Origin of the sequence: Amycolatopsis oliviviridis (assembly GCF_014654365.1) — a bacterium.
Taxonomy (GTDB): domain Bacteria; phylum Actinomycetota; class Actinomycetes; order Mycobacteriales; family Pseudonocardiaceae; genus Amycolatopsis; species Amycolatopsis oliviviridis.
In genome coordinates, this window is the sequence record NZ_BNAY01000001.1 from 92,674 (window position 1) to 109,731 (window position 17,058).

The 17,058-nt window shown below is 72.1% G+C and carries 8 protein-coding genes; 6 read left to right on the top strand and 2 right to left on the bottom strand.

From position 1 onward, the window contains the following. The first annotated feature begins 156 nt into the window (after positions 1–156). The gene (locus IE302_RS00285; protein WP_191250535.1) at positions 157–954 is read left to right on the top strand and encodes a S1 family peptidase; all 798 of its coding nucleotides are present in this window, start codon (positions 157–159) and stop codon (positions 952–954) included. 161 nt (positions 955–1,115) lie between these two features. Here IE302_RS00285 and IE302_RS00290 read toward each other — a convergent pair whose 3' ends face one another. Together IE302_RS00290 and IE302_RS00295 are read right to left on the bottom strand one after the other, a co-directional pair. Further along, positions 1,116–1,772, bottom strand: coding sequence for a DUF4231 domain-containing protein (locus IE302_RS00290; RefSeq protein WP_191250537.1), 657 nt, complete (start codon positions 1,770–1,772; stop codon positions 1,116–1,118). A gap of 141 nt (positions 1,773–1,913) precedes the next feature. After that, the gene (locus IE302_RS00295) at positions 1,914–3,257 is read right to left on the bottom strand and encodes an MFS transporter (protein WP_191250539.1); all 1,344 of its coding nucleotides are present in this window, start codon (positions 3,255–3,257) and stop codon (positions 1,914–1,916) included. A gap of 46 nt (positions 3,258–3,303) precedes the next feature. On the opposite strand from IE302_RS00295, the gene IE302_RS00300 reads away from it, so the two are divergent. From IE302_RS00300 to IE302_RS00320, 5 genes are all read left to right on the top strand, one after another. Next, positions 3,304–3,654: an ArsR/SmtB family transcription factor gene (locus tag IE302_RS00300; RefSeq protein ID WP_191250540.1), complete on the top strand. Its 351-nt coding sequence runs from the start codon at positions 3,304–3,306 to the stop codon at positions 3,652–3,654. A gap of 85 nt (positions 3,655–3,739) precedes the next feature. Further along, the gene (locus IE302_RS00305) at positions 3,740–4,348 is read left to right on the top strand and encodes a DUF1345 domain-containing protein (RefSeq protein ID WP_191250542.1); all 609 of its coding nucleotides are present in this window, start codon (positions 3,740–3,742) and stop codon (positions 4,346–4,348) included. A 383-nt stretch (positions 4,349–4,731) separates the two neighbouring features. Further along, the gene (locus IE302_RS00310; RefSeq protein ID WP_191250544.1) at positions 4,732–8,169 is read left to right on the top strand and encodes a beta-ketoacyl synthase N-terminal-like domain-containing protein; all 3,438 of its coding nucleotides are present in this window, start codon (positions 4,732–4,734) and stop codon (positions 8,167–8,169) included. Beyond that, the gene (locus tag IE302_RS00315; RefSeq protein ID WP_191250546.1) at positions 8,166–11,627 is read left to right on the top strand and encodes a non-ribosomal peptide synthetase; all 3,462 of its coding nucleotides are present in this window, start codon (positions 8,166–8,168) and stop codon (positions 11,625–11,627) included. Before IE302_RS00310 ends, IE302_RS00315 begins: the two co-directional genes overlap by 4 nt. A gap of 10 nt (positions 11,628–11,637) precedes the next feature. Next, entirely contained in the window at positions 11,638–16,983 is a 5,346-nt protein-coding gene (locus tag IE302_RS00320) for a type I polyketide synthase (protein ID WP_191250548.1), read from the top strand. Positions 16,984–17,058 lie beyond the last annotated feature (75 nt).

A 17,058-nucleotide genomic window follows, 5' to 3' on the forward strand; every position in this document is an offset into this window, starting at 1 on the left:
CGGGGGCGATCAGCGAGGAGAAGGGACTTCTCTCATCGGACGTCGCATCGGCCATCTGGCCGATGCGTGCCCGGCCGATGAGCCGATCCCGAGGTGATCTTCACCCCATAGCGTGACGACTGTCAGCAATTCGTCATCTACGGGGAGATCGCGAGAATGTTTCGCAAGACAGGGATACTGGCGGCCGGGATGGCCGCGCTGGGAGCGGTGCTGGTACCGGGGATCGCCGCGGCGGCCGAAGGGCCGACGCCCTACGTCATCGGCGGGCACGACGCCACCGAGGACTACTCGTTCATGGTGTCGTTGCAGCAGGGCGGGAGGCATTTTTGCGGCGGCTCGCTGATCAGCGAGGACTGGGTGGTGACAGCGGCGCACTGCGTGCAGGGAGCGCGGCCGGAGCAGATCAGGACCAGGATCGGGGCGCGGCAGCACAACAGCGGGGGCACCGAGACCGGCGTCAGCCGGATCATCGTGCATCCGGACTTCGGCGGGGAGAAGCCGTCGGGCGGGGACATCGCGCTGGTGCGGTTGGACAAACCCGTGACCGAGCAGCCGATCAAGATCGCCGAGGCCCTGGGCGACGCGGGAACGGCGACTCGGATCCTCGGCTGGGGTGAGCACTGCGTCGAGCAGAATTGCGGGGCGCCGGAGATCCTCCAGGAACTGGACACCAAGGTCATGCCGGCGGAGAAATGCCGCGATGTGGCCACGGGCAAGGAGATCTGCACCGGTTCCGACACACCGGACGCGATGGGCTGCTACGGGGACTCGGGCGGGCCGCAGATCAAGGGCAGGCCGGGTGAATGGGAACTGGTCGGTGCCACGAGCCGCGATGGTGACACGGACCCGAAGTGCGCCAGCGGCCTGGGTATTTGGACCGATGTGACGGTGTACCGGGACTGGATCGCCGAGCAGCAGGCGAGCTCTTCGAACCAGGGATCAACCGTGGCGTGATGCCGGGATGTGCCGCGAAAGCCACTTCCGCGACGTTCACCGTCGCGGAAGTGGCTTTCGCACTACCTTCGGGGCGGGTTCAGCTGCACATCGCAGATGTTCGCGCCGGACTTCGCGGCTGCGGTCGCCCCTTTGGCGTGGATCAGCGGTAGCTGTCGGACTCAAGACGTGCCTCCTGCTCCTTGGGTGGCAGACGCCGCGGCTGAACGGCGCTGCTTCAAGATCTCTTCGGGCAGCCGAACCGAACCCGTGATGGTGTCCTGCTCGTACTCCAACACCTGGTTCAGATCGTCGATCGCCTGCTTCGTCTCTTCGTGAGCCCGTACCCGATCCGGCTTGGGCGCAAGCGTCAACTCCAGCAGCGCCAACTCCCAGCGTCGGACAATGATCTCCACGGCGAGCCGCTGGGTCCGATACAACCGCCAGTTCTCATTCCACGAGTAGAACGCTCGCACCGAACCCACCAAGGCGATGCCGACGCTGATGCCGGTCAAAATCAGGTTCTGGTAGCTCGACTCCACGGTGACAGTGGGCAGGAACGTGACCATGAAGGGAAAAGTCACGCTCAAGACGATCTCGATGAACCCGGTCAGGCGAAACCAGTTCATATGCCAGGTGCCGTACCGGCGATACCGTCGTCCTTCGCGTGCCACCGCTCGATCGACCAGGTCGGCGTGTACCGGAAAGACTTCGGTCACCGTCTCGCTCCACGGATACTTCGAGCGGCGTTTGCGGACTTTCCGCTCGCGCCGTCGAGCCGACCGCGACGGATCTTCCTCTGCTGCTGTCAGCGTCCCGATATCCGACGGTTCGTCCATGGCCTCCGGCCCCCTGCCGTTCGACTTGCGTCGCGGTCTTGAGCGGCGCATGGCCAATCAGTCGGTCTCCGCTGCTGTGAGCGTTTCGACCTGCGCTTTGTCGCGACGGAATCGTGACCACGAATTCGGCCGATCGCCGGGCTAGCGGATGTTCGCCGGCCAGCGGGGGTGCTCGGCGTCGATGACGAAGTCGTGGCTGTGCCGCCAGACGCCGTCGTCGCCCCGCACCGCGTCCGCGAGATGCTCGGCGTCGACGGGGTGCTGGTGGGTGTGTTCGAGTCGCGGCGGGTCGTGTCGCGGCCAGGCGCGGACGGCGACGGCGAGGCCGAGTAGTGCGAGGGTGCCGAGAGCGAGCCAGGTGATGGTGAAGCCGGCTGTGGTGGCGAGCCATCCCGCGATGGGGTAAGCGAGCAGCCAGCAGGCGTGGGAGAGGGAGAACTGGGCGGCGAAGATCGCGGGCCGGTCGCCGGGGTGGCTGGATCTGCGCAGGACCCGGCCGATGGGGGTGAGGACCAGCCCGGTGCCGAGTCCGATGACCGCCCACACGGCCAGTGCGGCGTCCCAACGCCGGTCGCCGGTGTCCGCAGTGGACAGTGCGATCGCCCCGAGGATTCCCGCGAGGAGGGTGCCGCCGCCGGTGAGCATGACGGTGCGTTCGGGGATCCGGCCGAGGACGCGGGGGAGCAGGAGCGCGACCAGGATGGTGCCGACGCCGTTCCCGGCCAGCAGCAGTGCGACGTCAGCTTGGGACCGGCCCAAAGTGTCCTGGACGTAGTTCACGGTGTTGACCATGACTACCGAGCCGACCGCGGCGACGACCAGGTCGAGGCCGAGTGTTCCCCGTAGGCGCGGGGTCGCGGCGAACACCTTGATCCCGGCCACCGTGCGGTCCCAGGCCCCGCCACGATGGCTGCGCGTCGCGTCGGGGATGCGGGTGCTCAGGACCAGGGCGGCTGAGGCGACGAAGCCGATCGAGGTGCCGGTGAACAGCCAGTGGAAGGACACGAGGCTGAGTACGGCGGCGGCCAGGAGCGGGCTGAGCAGGCTTTCCATCGTCGAGGCCAGCTGGGACAGCGACAGCGCCTTCGTGTAGTCGCGCTCGCCGGGCAGGATGTCGGGGAGGACGGCCTGGAAGGTCGGGGTGAACGCCGCCGAGGCGGACTGCAGGACGACGATGAGGACGTAGATCTGCCAGACCTGGTCGACGAACGGCAGCGCGAGGACCACGAGCGCACGGGCCGCGTCCAGGGAGACGAGGAACAGGCGGCGCGGTACCCGGTCGGCGTAGGCGCCTGCGAGTGGCGCGATCGTGACGTAGGTGATCATCTTGATGGCCAGCGCGGTGCCCAGGACGGCCCCGGCGCCGGCCCCGGCCAAGTCGTAGGCCAGCAGGCCGAGCGCTACGGTCGTCAATCCAGTGCCGAACAGCGCGACCAGCTGCGCCCCGAACAGATGCCGGTAGTCCCGATGCCCGAGCAAGGACACGTTTCACCACTCCTCGTGCTCGACGCCCCTTCCATGATAGGTGCTCATGTACGCACATGACGAATCCGGTGACCAGTGGACCCGGTTGCCGCCGGATGACCAGGTCGAAGCCGCCTCCACGGCGCTGCGGATGCTGGCCGATCCGACCAGGATGCGAATGCTGTGGCTGCTCAGCGGGGAGGAGTACGACGTCGCGTCGCTGGCGGCCGCGGTCGCGATCGCGCGTCCGGCGGTGTCCCAGCACCTGGCCAAGCTCAAGCTGGCCGGGCTGGTCTCCCAGCGCCGGGACGGCCGCCGGATCCTCTACCGCGCCCGCGGCGGGCACGTCCGGCGGCTGCTGGCCGAGGTTATGAACGCCGCCGACCATCACCTGCACGGGATCCCCGACCACGACTGAGCCGAGCGTCATCGACGCCGGCCGAATCCTTGCGCCGACGCCCCGTGCTTTCGCCCTCGGTGTCGGGCTGGGAGACGATGACGGCGTGACCCGGAAGCTGATGTTGCTGCTCGAACTGGTCCTCGCCGTCCTCGGTGTGGTCTGGCTGGTCTTGTTCCTCCGGGACAAGACGTCGCTCGTCCCGTTGCTGGCGTGGGACTTGGTCGCGATCGGGTACCTGGTCACGGGCTGGGTGGAGATGCGCCGCGAGCTGCCCGCCCGCGACCCCGAGGATCTGCGCTCGCTCGCCGGCCCGCGCTGGTACACGCAGCTTTTCGCCCTGATGATCAGTTGCTCCGGGCTGGCCGGTGGTCTCATGGTGATCGCGAACCGCGGCGAGGACGACATCAGCCAGGCCGCTCAGGCGGTCGCCGCGGTGACGATCCTGTTGTCCTGGTTGCTGTTGCATTCGGCGTTCGCGCAGCTCTACGCGCGGGAGTACGCCGCCGACGGCGGGCTGGACTTCCCGGAGTGCCCGGTGCCGCAGTTCACCGAGTTCCTCTACTTCGCCATCACGATCGGGACGTCCTTCGCGGTCTCCGACGTCACCGTCACCACCCGGCCGATGCGGCGCCGCGTCATCGCCCACAGTGTCGTCAGCTTCTTCTTCAACGCCGTCCTCATCGCCATCGCCATCGATTGGCTCAAAGGATGACTGGCGTGGGGATGCCGGGCTCGTATTTCTGAATCGATTTCGGCGAATTTTTCGACGGTTTTCTGTACGCGTATTCCGGTATGGTGTCGGTTAATATCCGACAATTACCGAGCGTAATCGATCGAATGTCCATAGTGGCCAGAGGTCGGGTGAAAAATACTGACTTTGCTGCCACTTTGCCGGGAACGCCTGGGTTGCTGCATCGTATGGTCCAAGATCGATAGGCCATTCGAACCAAATCGAAGGAACTCGTATTCCTCCGCGAGGCCGGTCGTCTTAACCTTGCGTAATTCTTCGCCTGAATGGTCACTGGGGAGCAAGATGAAGTCCACGTCGTTGTTGTCGCGCGCCCGAAAAACCTCGGAGCGAGTGCTCGACGCCCGATGACACAAGCTGGCTGCATCAGCCGATTCGACGTGCACGCCCGGCACTCGCCCGACCGGATCGCGGTGTTCGAGCATGGCACCGGGCTCACCTACGCCCGGCTCGCCGGGCTCGCGGGTGGGCGCGCGCTGCGGTTGCGCGACGCCGGTGTCCGGCCGGGGGATCGGGTCGGGCTCGTCACCGGGCACGGCAGCGCCGCGATCGCGGCGATCTTCGGCACCCTCGCCGCGGGCTGCACTTACGTCCCGCTGGACCCGACCTTTCCCCGGGAGCGTCTCGAGTACCAGCTCGCGGCCGCGCGGGTGACCGCCGTGCTCGCGGACCCGGAGTACGTCGAGCTGGCGGAGTCCTTGTGCCGCAACGGATCCGCGCGGCTCGTGCGCTCGGGCACGGAGACCGCGCCGCTCCCGGTGTCCGAATCCGATCCGGACAGCCCGGCGTACGTGCTCTTCACCTCCGGGTCCACCGGCTGGCCGAAGGCCGTCGCGCAGACCCACCGCAACCTCCTGCACGTCGTCGACAACCAGATCGCCGCGCTCGGCATCACCGCGGCCGATCGGCTCAGCCTGCTCGCGTCGTTCGGCTTCGACGCGGCGATCCCGGACCTCTACCCGGCCCTGCTCAGCGGAGCCGCGCTCGTACCGATCGACCTGCGCGCGCACGGCCTCGCCCACGCCGCGCGCGAGCTGGCCCGGCACGAGGTGACCGTCTACCACTCGACGCCCACGGTCTACCGGCACCTGCTCGACGTCCTCGGCGAGACCGGCCTCCCGTCCGTGCGGACCGTGCTGCTCGGCGGCGAGCAGGCGACCCACGCCGACGTCCGCCGCGGCCGGTTCGCGCCGGAGTGCGTGTTCGTCAACGGCTACGGCGCCACCGAGGTGACCTTCGCCGCGCACTACCGGACGACCGCCGCCGAACTGGGCCCGGACGCCGACGGGCCCCTGCCGATCGGGCGCGCGCTGCCCGGGTTCACGCTCACGGTGCTGGACAGCGGCGAACTCGAAGTGCGCGGGCGGCACCTCGTCGACGGCTACCTCGACCAGCCGAGCCCGGCGTTCGGGGTGACCGCCGACGGCGATCGTCGTTACCGGACCGGCGACCTCGGCCGGCTGCTGCCGGACGGGAACCTCGTCTGCCTCGGCAGGCTCGACCGGCAGGTCAAGATCCGCGGCTTCCGGGTGGAGCCTGCCGAGATCGAGGCCCGGCTCGCCGAACAGACCGGCGTGGCCGAAGCCCGCGCGATCGTGCGCGACGGCGACCTGCTCGCCTACGTGACCGCCGCCGGCCCGCGTCCGGACGGCCGGGTGCTGCGGGCCGCGCTGGCGGACGTCCTGCCCGGCCACTCGGTACCCGTGGCCGTCGCGGTGCTGGACGGTTTTCCGCTGACCGTCACCGGAAAACTCGACGAACTGGCGCTCCCGGACCCGCGGGCGACGACGACCGTCCCGGCCGAGCGGCTGACCCCGGCCGAGGAACGCGTGCACCGGATCTGGTGCGAGGTGCTGGGCCGTGACCGGGTCGGGCGCAGCGAGGCGTTCTTCGACACCGGCGGCGACTCGCTGCGGCTCGGGCAGGTGCAGGTACGGCTGGCCGACGAGTTCGAGCTGGACGTCCCGCTGCTCGCGCTGTTCGAGCGCACGACGATCGCCGGGCAGGCCGCCTGGCTCACGGAGTCCACTTCGGACACTCAGCTGCCTGGTGCCGCCGAGGAGCAGACCGGGGATCTCATCGCCGTCGTCGGGCTTGCCTGCCGGTTCCCCGGCGCGCCGGACGCCGCCTCGTTCTGGTGGAACCTCTGCGCGGGCGTCGACTCGATCCACGACTACGCCGACGACGAGCTGGCCGCGCTGGGCATCGGGCCGGGCCTGCGTGCCGATCCGGCGTACGTGCGGGCGGGTGGCCGGATCGAAGGCGTCGAGGAGTTCGACGCCGGGTTCTTCGGGTTCACCGCCGACGAAGCCGCGCGGACCGACCCGCAGCACCGGCTGTTCCTCGAAACGGCGTGGCAGGCACTGGAGGACGCGGGACGCGACCCCGCCGCCGAGACCGGGCCGGTCGGGGTGTTCACGGCCGCCTCGGTGAATCGCTACTTCCTGTTCCACCTGTTCGGCAACCCGGCGGTGACCGGCGACGTCGACCCGGACGACTGGGAGGGGCGGCTGACCGGCCGCCAGCTCACCGACCACCTGCCCGGCCAGGTCGCCTACCGGCTCGGGCTGACCGGGCCGGCGGTGGCCGTGCAGAGCGCGTGCTCCAGCTCGCTCGCGGCGGTGGCGCTGGCCGCGCAGAGCCTCGCGGACTATCGGTGCGACGTCGCGCTGGCCGGCGGGGCGAGCGTGACGTGGCCGCGATACCGCGGCGGCGGGCTCGTCTCGCCGGACGGCCGGTGCCGCGCGTTCGACGTCGCCGCGGCGGGCGCCGGGTTCAGCTCGGGCGCCGGGGTGCTCGTGCTGCGGCGCCTGTCGGACGCACTCGCCGACCGCGACCACGTCTACGCCGTGCTGCCCGGCTGGGCGATCACGAACGACGGCCCGGACCGCGCGGGCTACGCCGTGCCGGGACCGGCCGGACAGGCGGCCGCCGTGGCCGAGGCGATGGCCGTCGCCGAGGTCGCCCCGGACGAGGTCGCGCTGCTCGAAGCCCACGGCAGCGGCACCCCGCTGGGTGACGCGATCGAGGTGGCCGCGCTCAACCGCGTCTACGGGGACACGCTGCCCGAAACGTGTGCGCTGGGCTCGGTGAAGACGAACATCGGGCACCTCGACGCGGCGGCGGGCATCGCCGGGCTGATCAAGGCCGTGTTGTCCGTGCGGCACGGCGTCATCCCGCCGAGCCCGCACTTCACGGCCCCGCATCCGGAGGTCGATCTGGCGGGCGGCCCCTGGTACGTCCCGGCGAAGGCCACCGACTGGCCTGTCCGCGAGCGGCGGGTGGCCGGGGTCAGCTCGTTCGGCATGGGCGGCACGAACGTGCACGTGATCGTGGAAGAGGCCCCGGCCGTCCCACCACGGCAGGCGGTGAGCGGCCCGTTCGTCCTGCCGGTGTCCGCGCGTGACGCGAAAGCGTTGCGCGAGGCGGTGTCCCGGCTGCGTGACCGGCTCGCCACCGACGCGCCGGACCTCGGGGACGCGGCGTACACGCTTTCGGTCCGGCGGACGTTCGCGTGCCGGGCCGCCGTGGTGGCGGACTCGGTCGCGTCGGCGGTCGCCGCGCTCGACGCGTTGCTGGCGAACGGAACCGACGTCGAGGGACCCGCCGGGGCGATGCGAGACCTGGCCGTCCACTGGGCCGGGGGCGGCGAGGCCGAGTGGGCCGCGCGGTTCGCGGGCGGGGAACCGGGCCGCGTCCCGTTGCCGGGTTATCCGTTCCAGCGGGAGCGGCACTGGATCGACCCACCGCTTCACCACACATCAGATCAGGAGAGCCCTCGGTGACCGACACCTTGCCCGTCGCGGGTGGCCACGGCCCGCCACTGTCCTATCCGGACACCACGCTCACCGGGCTGATCCTCGCCCAGGCCGCGCGCACCCCGGACGCCGTCGCCGTCCGGCAGGGCGACGCCCGGCTCACCTATGGCGAACTGGTCGCGTCGGCGACCGGCGTCGCCCGGCTGCTGTGGTCCCGGGGTGCCGGGCCCGGCACCCGTGTCGGCGTCTGCGCCGACCGGCGGCCGGAGCTGATCTCGACCGTCGTGGGCGTGCTGCTGTCCGGGGCCGCCTACGTGCCGCTCGAACCCGGCGGCCCGAAGGCCCGGCTGGCCGAAATCGCCGCGGACGCCGGGATCTCCTTCGTCGTCGGCGACTGTGCGAAAGCCGAGTTCGGGGCCACGGAAGGCATCGAGGCTCTCGACGTTCCCCCGCCCGCGGACGGGCCCGCCGAGTGCCCCGCCGGGCCGGACGACCTCGTCCACCTCCTCTACACCTCCGGCTCCACCGGCCGCCCCAAGGGCGTGCTGACCAGCCACCGCAACGTGGTCGCGTTCGTCACCGGATTCGCCGCCGCCCTCGGGATCCGGCCCGGCGCCCGGGCGCTCGGCATCTCCTCACTCGCCTTCGACGCCTTCACCATGGACGTGTTCGTCCCGCTGGCGCACGGCGGATCGGTCCAGCTCGCCGGCGCCGCCGACCGGGCCGATCCCGAACGGCTGCGGCGGTTCCTCGTCGAGCACGACGTCGAGTGGGGCTTCGTCACGCCGACCCTGCTGTCCATGGTGGACCCCGCGGCCGTCCCCGGCTGGCGCGTCGTCGCCTGCGGTGGCGAGCCGGTGCCCGCGGACCTCGCCGCGCGCTGGCTGCCCGGCAGACGGTTCTTCAACGCCTACGGCCCGACCGAGACCACCGTGGTGGTCGTCACCGACGAGGTCACCGGCATCCCCGCCGACCCCTTGCCGCTCGGCCGTCCCACGCCGAATCACCGGGCGTACGTCGTGGACGCCGAGCTGCGGCCGGTCGCGCCCGGCGAGATCGGCGAACTGCTCATCGGCGGTCCGGGCCTCGCGCTCGGCTACCTCGGCAGCCCGGAACTGACCGCCGCGAAGTTCGTCGAAGACCCGATCGTGCCGGGGGAGCGGCTCTACCGCACCGGCGACCTGGCCCGCGAGCTGCCCGACGGCCGTCTCGAGTTCGCCGGGCGCGCCGACCGGCAGGTGAAGGTCCGCGGCCAGCGGATCGAGCTGGGCGAGGTGGAGGCCGCGCTCATGACTCACCCGGACGTCGAGGCCGCCGCCGTGACGGCCGTCCCCGGGCCGGCGGGCACCCGGCTGGTGGCCTTCCTGGCACCGGCGTCCGCACCGTCCGATGTGGACGAACTCGGCCGGGACCGGCTCACCGCGGCGATGTGCCCGGCCGCGGTCCGGGTGCTCGACCGCCTGCCGGTCAACCCGGTCACCGGCAAGATCGACCGGCCCGCGCTGCGCGACCTGGCCGAAGCGGCGCTGGCGGGACAACGGGAGGACCTCGGCCCGCTCGGCACCCCGGCCGAACGCGCGGTCGCGGCGATCTGGCGGCGGGTGCTCGGCGATGGCGCGGGGACGGATTTCCTGGCCTCCGGCGGGAATTCGATCGCCGCGATGCGCCTGGTCGCGGCGCTGCGGGCGGAGCTGGCCGCGGACGTCGCCACGGAGGACGTCCTCGCGGGCGGCACTCTCGACGGGCTCACCCGGCGGGTCGCGGCCGCGACGCCGCTGACCGGGCCGGGGCTGACCACCGGGCACGCGCCCGCGCTGTCCCCGCCGCAGCGGCGGCTGTGGTTCCTCGACCAGCTCGCCCCGGACGCGGCGCCGTACAACATCGCGATGGCGTTCCGGCTGACCGGCGCGCTGGACGTCGACGCGCTGCGCCACGCCTTGCGCGCGGTCACCGAGCGGCACGACGTGCTCCGCTGGCGGATCCGGGCCGTCGACGGCGTGCCGCTGGCGGATCGCCTGCCGACGGCGGACGTTCCGCTGCCGGTGGCGCCGGTGACCGAGGACGGGCTGCGGGCCCGGCTGGCCGCCGACGCCGCGACGCCGGTGCACCTCGACCGGGAGGCTCCCTGGCGCGTGCGGCTCTACCGGCTCGGCGAGACGGAGCACGTGCTCGGCTTCACGCTGCATCACGCGGTGTTCGACGGCTGGTCGCAGGACCTGCTCTGCGCCGACCTGTCGGCGGCCTACCGGGGCGAGCCGCTGCCACCGCCGGTGGCGTCCTACGCGGACTACGCGGTGTGGCGGGCCGGACGTGACGAACGCCGGGAGGCCGTCGACGTCGCCTGGTGGACCGGACATCTCGCCGGTGCGCCATCCACAGTGGACATTCCGCGCGACCGGCCGCGCCCGGCCGTGCAGACCTACCGGGGCGCGAGCCTGCGTCAGTCCTTTCCGGACGGTGCCGCCGAGTCGGTCCGGGCGCTGGCCGCCCGCACCGGCACGACGCGCGCCGGGGTGCTGCTCGCCGCGTTCGGCCAGCTGCTGCGACGGCTCACCGGCGCGACCGACCACCTGGTCGCCACGGTCGTCGCGGACCGGCAGCTCGCCGAGTGCCAGGAGATCGCGGGGTTCTTCGTGGACATCGTGCCGGTGCGGTTGCGGGCCGACGACACCGCGGACTTCGCCACGCAAGTCCGCGACGGCGGCGCGGAACTCCTCGCCGCGACCGCGCATCCGGCCGCGCCGGTCGAGCGGCTCGTCGAGGCACTCGGTGTGCCCCGCGATCCCGCGCACGCCCCGCTGGTGCAGGTGATGTTCAACGTCCTGAACTTCGCCGAGCCGCGGCTGGACCTGCCCGGCGTGGCCTCGGCGTGGCTGCCGGTCGACAAGCCGGGGTCACCGTTCGACCTGACGGTGTACGTCCACGACGACGGCGTCGAACTGCTGTACAACCCGGACCTGTTCGACCACGCCCGGATGGCCGGGCTCGCCGAGGACTACGTCGCTCTGCTCGGCGCGCTGGCCGCGGCGCCGGACGCGCCGGTCGGGACGAGCGTGCCGGAGCTGCCGCGGGCGGCTGTCCGCACGGCCGCGCCCGCCGCGACGATCCGCGTGCTGGCACAGCCGCCGTCGGTGACCGCGGACCCGGCGGCGCTCGCCACGACCGAGGCCGTGATCGCCCGTGCCTGGTGCGACGTCCTCGGCGTCGCCGAAGTCGGGCACACCGACAACTTCTTCGACGTGGGCGGGCATTCGCTCGCCCTGGCCCGGGTGCACGCCCAGATCACCGCCCGGCTCGCCCGCCGGATCCCGATGGTCGACCTGTTCAGCCACCCCACCGTCCGTGCCCTCGCCGCGCACCTGCACTCCGGCGGCGGTGGCGCCGTTCCGGAGCTGGCCCGCGCCGCCGAACGCGTCGCGGCCCGCCGCGGCCGCATCCAGACCAGAAGACCCCGTCGCACCGCCGGCCCGGCCGGTCCCGAATAGGAGCACCACCGTGACCCACCTTCCCGAAACCGGCACCGGCGATCCCGGAGCCGAACCGATCGCGATCGTCGGACTGGACGTACGCGTGCCCGGCGCGCGTGACGCGTGGCAGTTCTGGCGCAACCTCGTCGACGGCGTCGAGTCGATCGTGCCCGCCACCCGCGAGGAGATGATCGCCCGCGGCGCCGCACCGGACACCGTGGACGATCCGAGCTGGGTGAACGCCACCGCCGTGGTCGACGGCTTCGACGAGTTCGACGCGGAGCTGTTCGGCATGACCAGCCGCGAGGCCGAGATCACCGACCCGCAGCATCGGCTGTTCCTCCAGTCGTGCCACGCCGCGCTGACCGACGCTGGCTACGACCCGGCCCGCTTCGACGGCGCGATCGGCGTCTACGGCGGGTCAGGGGGCACCGGCTACCTGAAGGAGAACCTGCTGCGCAACGAGCGGATCCTCGCCTCGCAGCACGGCGGCATCGGCATCTCGACCGGCAATCAGCCGAGCTACCTGACGACCTCGGTGTCGTACAAGCTCAACCTGCGCGGCCCGAGCCTCGCGGTGTTCACCGCCTGCTCGACGTCCCTGGTCGCGGTGCACCTGGCCTGCGAGGCGCTGCGCAACGGCGAGTGCGACATGGCGCTGGCCGGCGGGGTCAACATCGAGATGCCGCACGGCATCGGCTACATGGGCGTCGAAGGCTTCACCTCACCGGACGGCCACGTGCGCGCGTTCGACGCGGACGCCAACGGCACGGTCTGGAGCAGCGGCGTCGGGGTCGTGCTGGTGAAGCGGCTGTCGCAGGCGATCGAGGACGGCGACCACATCCGGGGTGTCGTGCTGGGCAACGCGATCAACAACGACGGCGCCACCAAGGTCGGCTTCTCCGCGCCCAGTGTGTCCGGGCAGACGGAGGCGGTCGCGCAGGCCGTCGGCATGGCCGGTGTCGATCCGCGCACCATCGGCTACGTCGAGGCGCACGGCACCGGCACCGCGCTGGGCGATCCGATCGAGATCACCGCACTGTCCACTGTGTACGGAAACGGGGTCGCGGACACCGGCTGGTGCGCGATCGGCTCGGTGAAGTCGAACATCGGCCACCTGTCCCAGGCGGCGGGCGTGGTGTCGTTGATCAAGGCCGTGCTCGTCATGGAACACGGGCTGATCCCGCCGACCGTCAACTACCACGAACCCAACCCGGGTATCGACTTCCCGGCGAGTCCGTTCTACCCGGCGCGTGAGGTGAAGAAGTGGGAGGCGGGCCCGGCGCCGCGGCGGGCGGGCGTCAGCTCGTTCGGCGTCGGCGGCACCAACGCGCACGTCGTGCTGGAGGAGGCGCCGGTCCCTCAGCGGCGCCGGACGCCGCACCCGGCGCACCTGTTGCGGGTGTCGGCCAACACCGCGGAAGCACTCTCGGCCGCGGTCGACCGGCTGGCCGAGCGGCTGGCCGGGGACGTCGACCTCGACCTCGCCGACGTGGCCCACACCCTGGCCGCCGGGCGCACCGAGTACCCGCACCGCGCGGTCGTCGTCGCACGTGACCCGGAGGACGCGGTCGACGGGCTGCGTGACTCCCGGCGCCTAGTGTCCGCGCAGGCCGGGGAGACGAACGTGGCGTTCCTCTTCCCCGGACAGGGTTCCCAGTACGGCGGGATGGGCGCCGAGCTGTACGAGGCCGAGCCGGTGTTCGCCGCGGCCGTCGACGAGTGCCTGCGGCTGCTCGAACCCGGGCTGCCCGAGCTGCGCGACCTGATCTTCCGACCCGGTGGCGAGCAGGCGCTGCGGGAAACCCGCGTGACCCAGCCCGCGCTGTTCGTCGTCGAGTACGCGCTGGCGAAGCTGTGGCAGAGCTGGGGCGTGCGGCCCGCGACGATGATCGGCCACTCGGTCGGCGAGTACGTCGCCGCCACCGTCGCCGGGGTCTTCACCCTGCCGGACGCGCTGAACCTGGTCGCCACGCGCGGCCGCCTGATGCAGTCGATGCCCGCCGGGGCGATGCTGGCCGTCCAGCTCGACGAGGAGAGCGTCGCCACGCGGCTGCCGGGCAGCCTCGCGATAGCCGGGGTGAACGGACCCGGCACGTGCGTCGTGGCCGGGCCGTCGGACGCGGTCGCGGACTTCGCGGCAACGCTCAAGGCCAGCGGCGTGCAGTGCCGCGAGCTGGTGACCTCGCACGCGTTCCACTCGCCGATGATGGACCCGGTCCTCGCCGAGTTCACCGAAGCCGTCGCCGCCGTCACCCGCACCGCGCCCGCGCTGCCGTTCCTGTCGAACGTCACCGGCGACTGGATCACCGACGCCCAGGCCGCCGACCCCGCCTACTGGGCCTCCCACCTGCGTCAGGCCGTCCGGTTCGGGGACTGCGTCAAGACGCTGTTCGCGCGCGGCGGCCGCTGGGCGCTCCTCGAATGCGGCCCGGGTCATCAGCTGGCCGGGCTCGCCCGCGGCCAGGTCCCGAAGGGGATGCCCGCGCCGCAGCCGAGCCTGCCGGGCCGCACCGAGCGCATCGGCGACGTCGAAACACTGTATGGCGCCGCCGGTCTCTTGTGGACGAACGGGGTTTCCCTGGAACCGCGGACTTTCGGCGCTTCCGGCCACCGGGTACCGCTGCCCGGCTACCCGTACGCGCGCACCCGGTACTGGGTCGATCCGGATCCGGTCACGGACGCCCGGCCCGCGCGGTCGAGCGGTCCGCTGCCCCTGTCCGAGTGGTTCGCGGTCCCGGCGTGGCGGCAGGCCGAACCGGATCTGAGACACGAGGCCTTCTCGAACGCGCTCGTCTTCACCGCCGACGGAGTCCTGCCCGGACTGCTGCGCGACGCGGGTGTGACGGTCACCGAGGTGCGTCCCGGTGACGGGTTCACCGCGGCGGAGACCGGATTCACCGTGCGTCCCGGGGTACGCGAGGACTACGACGCGCTCGTGGCCGCGCTGCCCGCCCGGCCCGAGCGGGTCGTGCACGCCTGGACGCTGGCCGGGGACGAGCGCGGCATGGCCGCCCAGGACCACGGGTTCTTCAGTGTGCTCAACCTCGTGCAGGCATGGGGCGAGCCGGTGCGGATCGACGTGCTGAGCACCGGCACCGCAGACGTCACCGGCACCGACCTGACCCGCCCCGAGCACGCCACGCTCGCCGGTATCGCCCGGGTGGTGCCGCTGGAGGCGCCGGGCACGGTGGTGCGCCGGATCGACGTGGTCGACGCTGACGCGGCCCGCCTGCAGGACGCGGTCGCCGAGCTGTTCCGCCCGGCCGACGCGGCGGCCGAGGTCGCGCTGCGGGCCGGCCGTCGCTGGGTGCTGGACCACACCCAGCTCGAACTGCCCGCGACCGCCGAGCCGGTGCTGGCCGACGGCGGCCGGTATCTGATCACGGGCGGGACCGGCGGCATCGGCATCACACTCGCGGAGGACCTTGCCCGCCGGTTGCGGGCGAAGCTCGTGCTGCTCGCCCGCACCGGGTTGCCGCCGAGGCTGGAGTGGGACGGGCACCTGGCCGCGCACGGCGGCACCGACCGCGTCGGGCGCACGATGCTCGCCGTGCGGCGGATGGAGGCCGCGGGCGCGGTGGTGCACGTCGTCGCCGCCGACGTCACCGACGCGGCGCGCCTGCGCGAGGTGCGTGAGCTGGCCGAGCGCGAGTTCGGCGGCCTGGACGGGATCGTGCACGCCGCCGGGATGCCCGGCGGAGGTGTCGCCGAGGTGAAGGAGCGGGCCGCGGCCGAGGCCGTGCTGGCCCCGAAGATCGCCGGGACACTGGCTCTCGCCGAGGCGTTCGCCGACCTGCCGATGGACTTCGTCGCGCTGTGCTCGTCGATCACCGCGGTGGTCGGTGGCATCGGGCAGGTCGACTACTGCGCCGCCAACAACTTCCTCGACGCCTACGCGCGGGGCGGCCACGGCTGGCGGGCGCGGCTGGTCTCGCATGCCTGGGGTGGCTGGGACGAGGTCGGCATGGCCGCGGAGGTGGCCGCGCCGGCCACGATCCGCACCGCCCGGTCGCGGGCACTCGGCCCGGTCGAGCACCCCGTGCTGACCACACGCAGCGAGGACGGCGCGCACGGCCTCGTCTCGGCGGCCACGCACTGGCTGCTCGACGAGCACCGGATCGCCGGGGTGCCGGTGGTACCGGGCACGGGACACCTGGAGACCGTCCGCGCGGCGGTGGCCGCGGCGCTGCCGAAGCCCGGTGACGGGCACGTCGTCGAGCTGCGGGACGTCGCGTTCCTGGAGCCGTTCGGCGTCCCGGACGGCGCCACCGCGGAGTACCGCGTGGAGTTCGACGGCGACGATTTCACCGTGACCAGCCACGTCGCCGGTGCGAGCCGGACCCACGTGCGCGGATCCGCCGGATGGGTCACGGCCGAGGCGGCGTCCACTGTGGACATAGAGGCGGTGACCGGGCGGACCGAGCCGATCGACGACGGGAACGGCTTCGGCACCGGCCGCACCAGCATGGTCACCTTCGGCCCGCGCTGGGCCGCGCTGCGCGAACACCGCATCGGCGCACTGGAGGAGCTGGCCACGATCACGGCTCCCGAGGCGGCGGCGGGTGACGCCGGCGCGTGGGGGCTGCACCCGGCACTGCTGGACGTCGCGACCGCGTTCGGCCGCGGCCGGGGGAGCGGCACCTACCTGCCGATGAGCTACGGCCGGATCGTCGTGCACGACGTGCTCCCGGCGAGTTTCCGCAGTCACCTGCGCTACCGCGACTCCGGTGGCGACCAGGTGGTGGCGGCCGACCTCTCGCTGTGCGACGACAGCGGCCGGGTGCTCGTCACGATCGAGGACTTCGTGCTGCGCCAGGTCGATCAGGACGCCGTCGGCGGCGGTCTGACTTCGGCGTCCGCTGCGTCCACTTCGTCCACTGTGGACACGGCGGCGACGTCGACCGGGATCCGGCCGGTGGACGGCGCCGAGGCGTTCGTCCGGGCGCTGACCCCGGGCCTCGGCGGGCAGGTGATCATCAGCACCCTCCCGGTGCGGGAGCTGATCGAGCGCCGGGTCAGCGCCGAGGAGCTCGACGAACCCGGCGAAGCGCCGGTGAAGGTGTCGGAGGACGACTACGTCGCCCCTCGCACCGACCTGGAGGCCGAGATCGCCCGCCAGTGGACCGAGCTGCTCGGTGTGGAGAAGATCGGCGTGCACGACGACTTCTTCGCCCTCGGCGGCAACTCGCTGGTCGCGATCCAGCTCATCGCCCAGGTGCGCAAGGCCACCGGCACGCGGCTGGCGATGAAGACGCTGTTCGAAGCGTCCACAGTGGCCACTCTGGCCGAGCGGATCGAGGAACTGCGCGCCGGCAAGGCCGAGGCGCCCGCAGAACCCGCCCGGACCACCATCCCCAAGCTCGAGCGCTGAGCCGAGATGTGTCCGGAAAGCGTCCGTACCCCAGCGAACACGCGTGCTTGGAGCCCGAACACGCGTGCTTGGAGC

Bases quoted from the DNA above. Each gene is read 5' to 3' on its own strand.
- IE302_RS00285 (WP_191250535.1), top strand. From the start codon at position 157: ATGTTTCGCAAGACAGGGATACTGGCGGCCGGGATGGCCGCGCTGGGA.
- IE302_RS00290 (WP_191250537.1), bottom strand. From the start codon at position 1,772: ATGGACGAACCGTCGGATATCGGGACGCTGACAGCAGCAGAGGAAGAT.
- IE302_RS00300 (WP_191250540.1), top strand. From the start codon at position 3,304: ATGTACGCACATGACGAATCCGGTGACCAGTGGACCCGGTTGCCGCCG.
- IE302_RS00310 (WP_191250544.1), top strand. From the start codon at position 4,732: ATGACACAAGCTGGCTGCATCAGCCGATTCGACGTGCACGCCCGGCAC.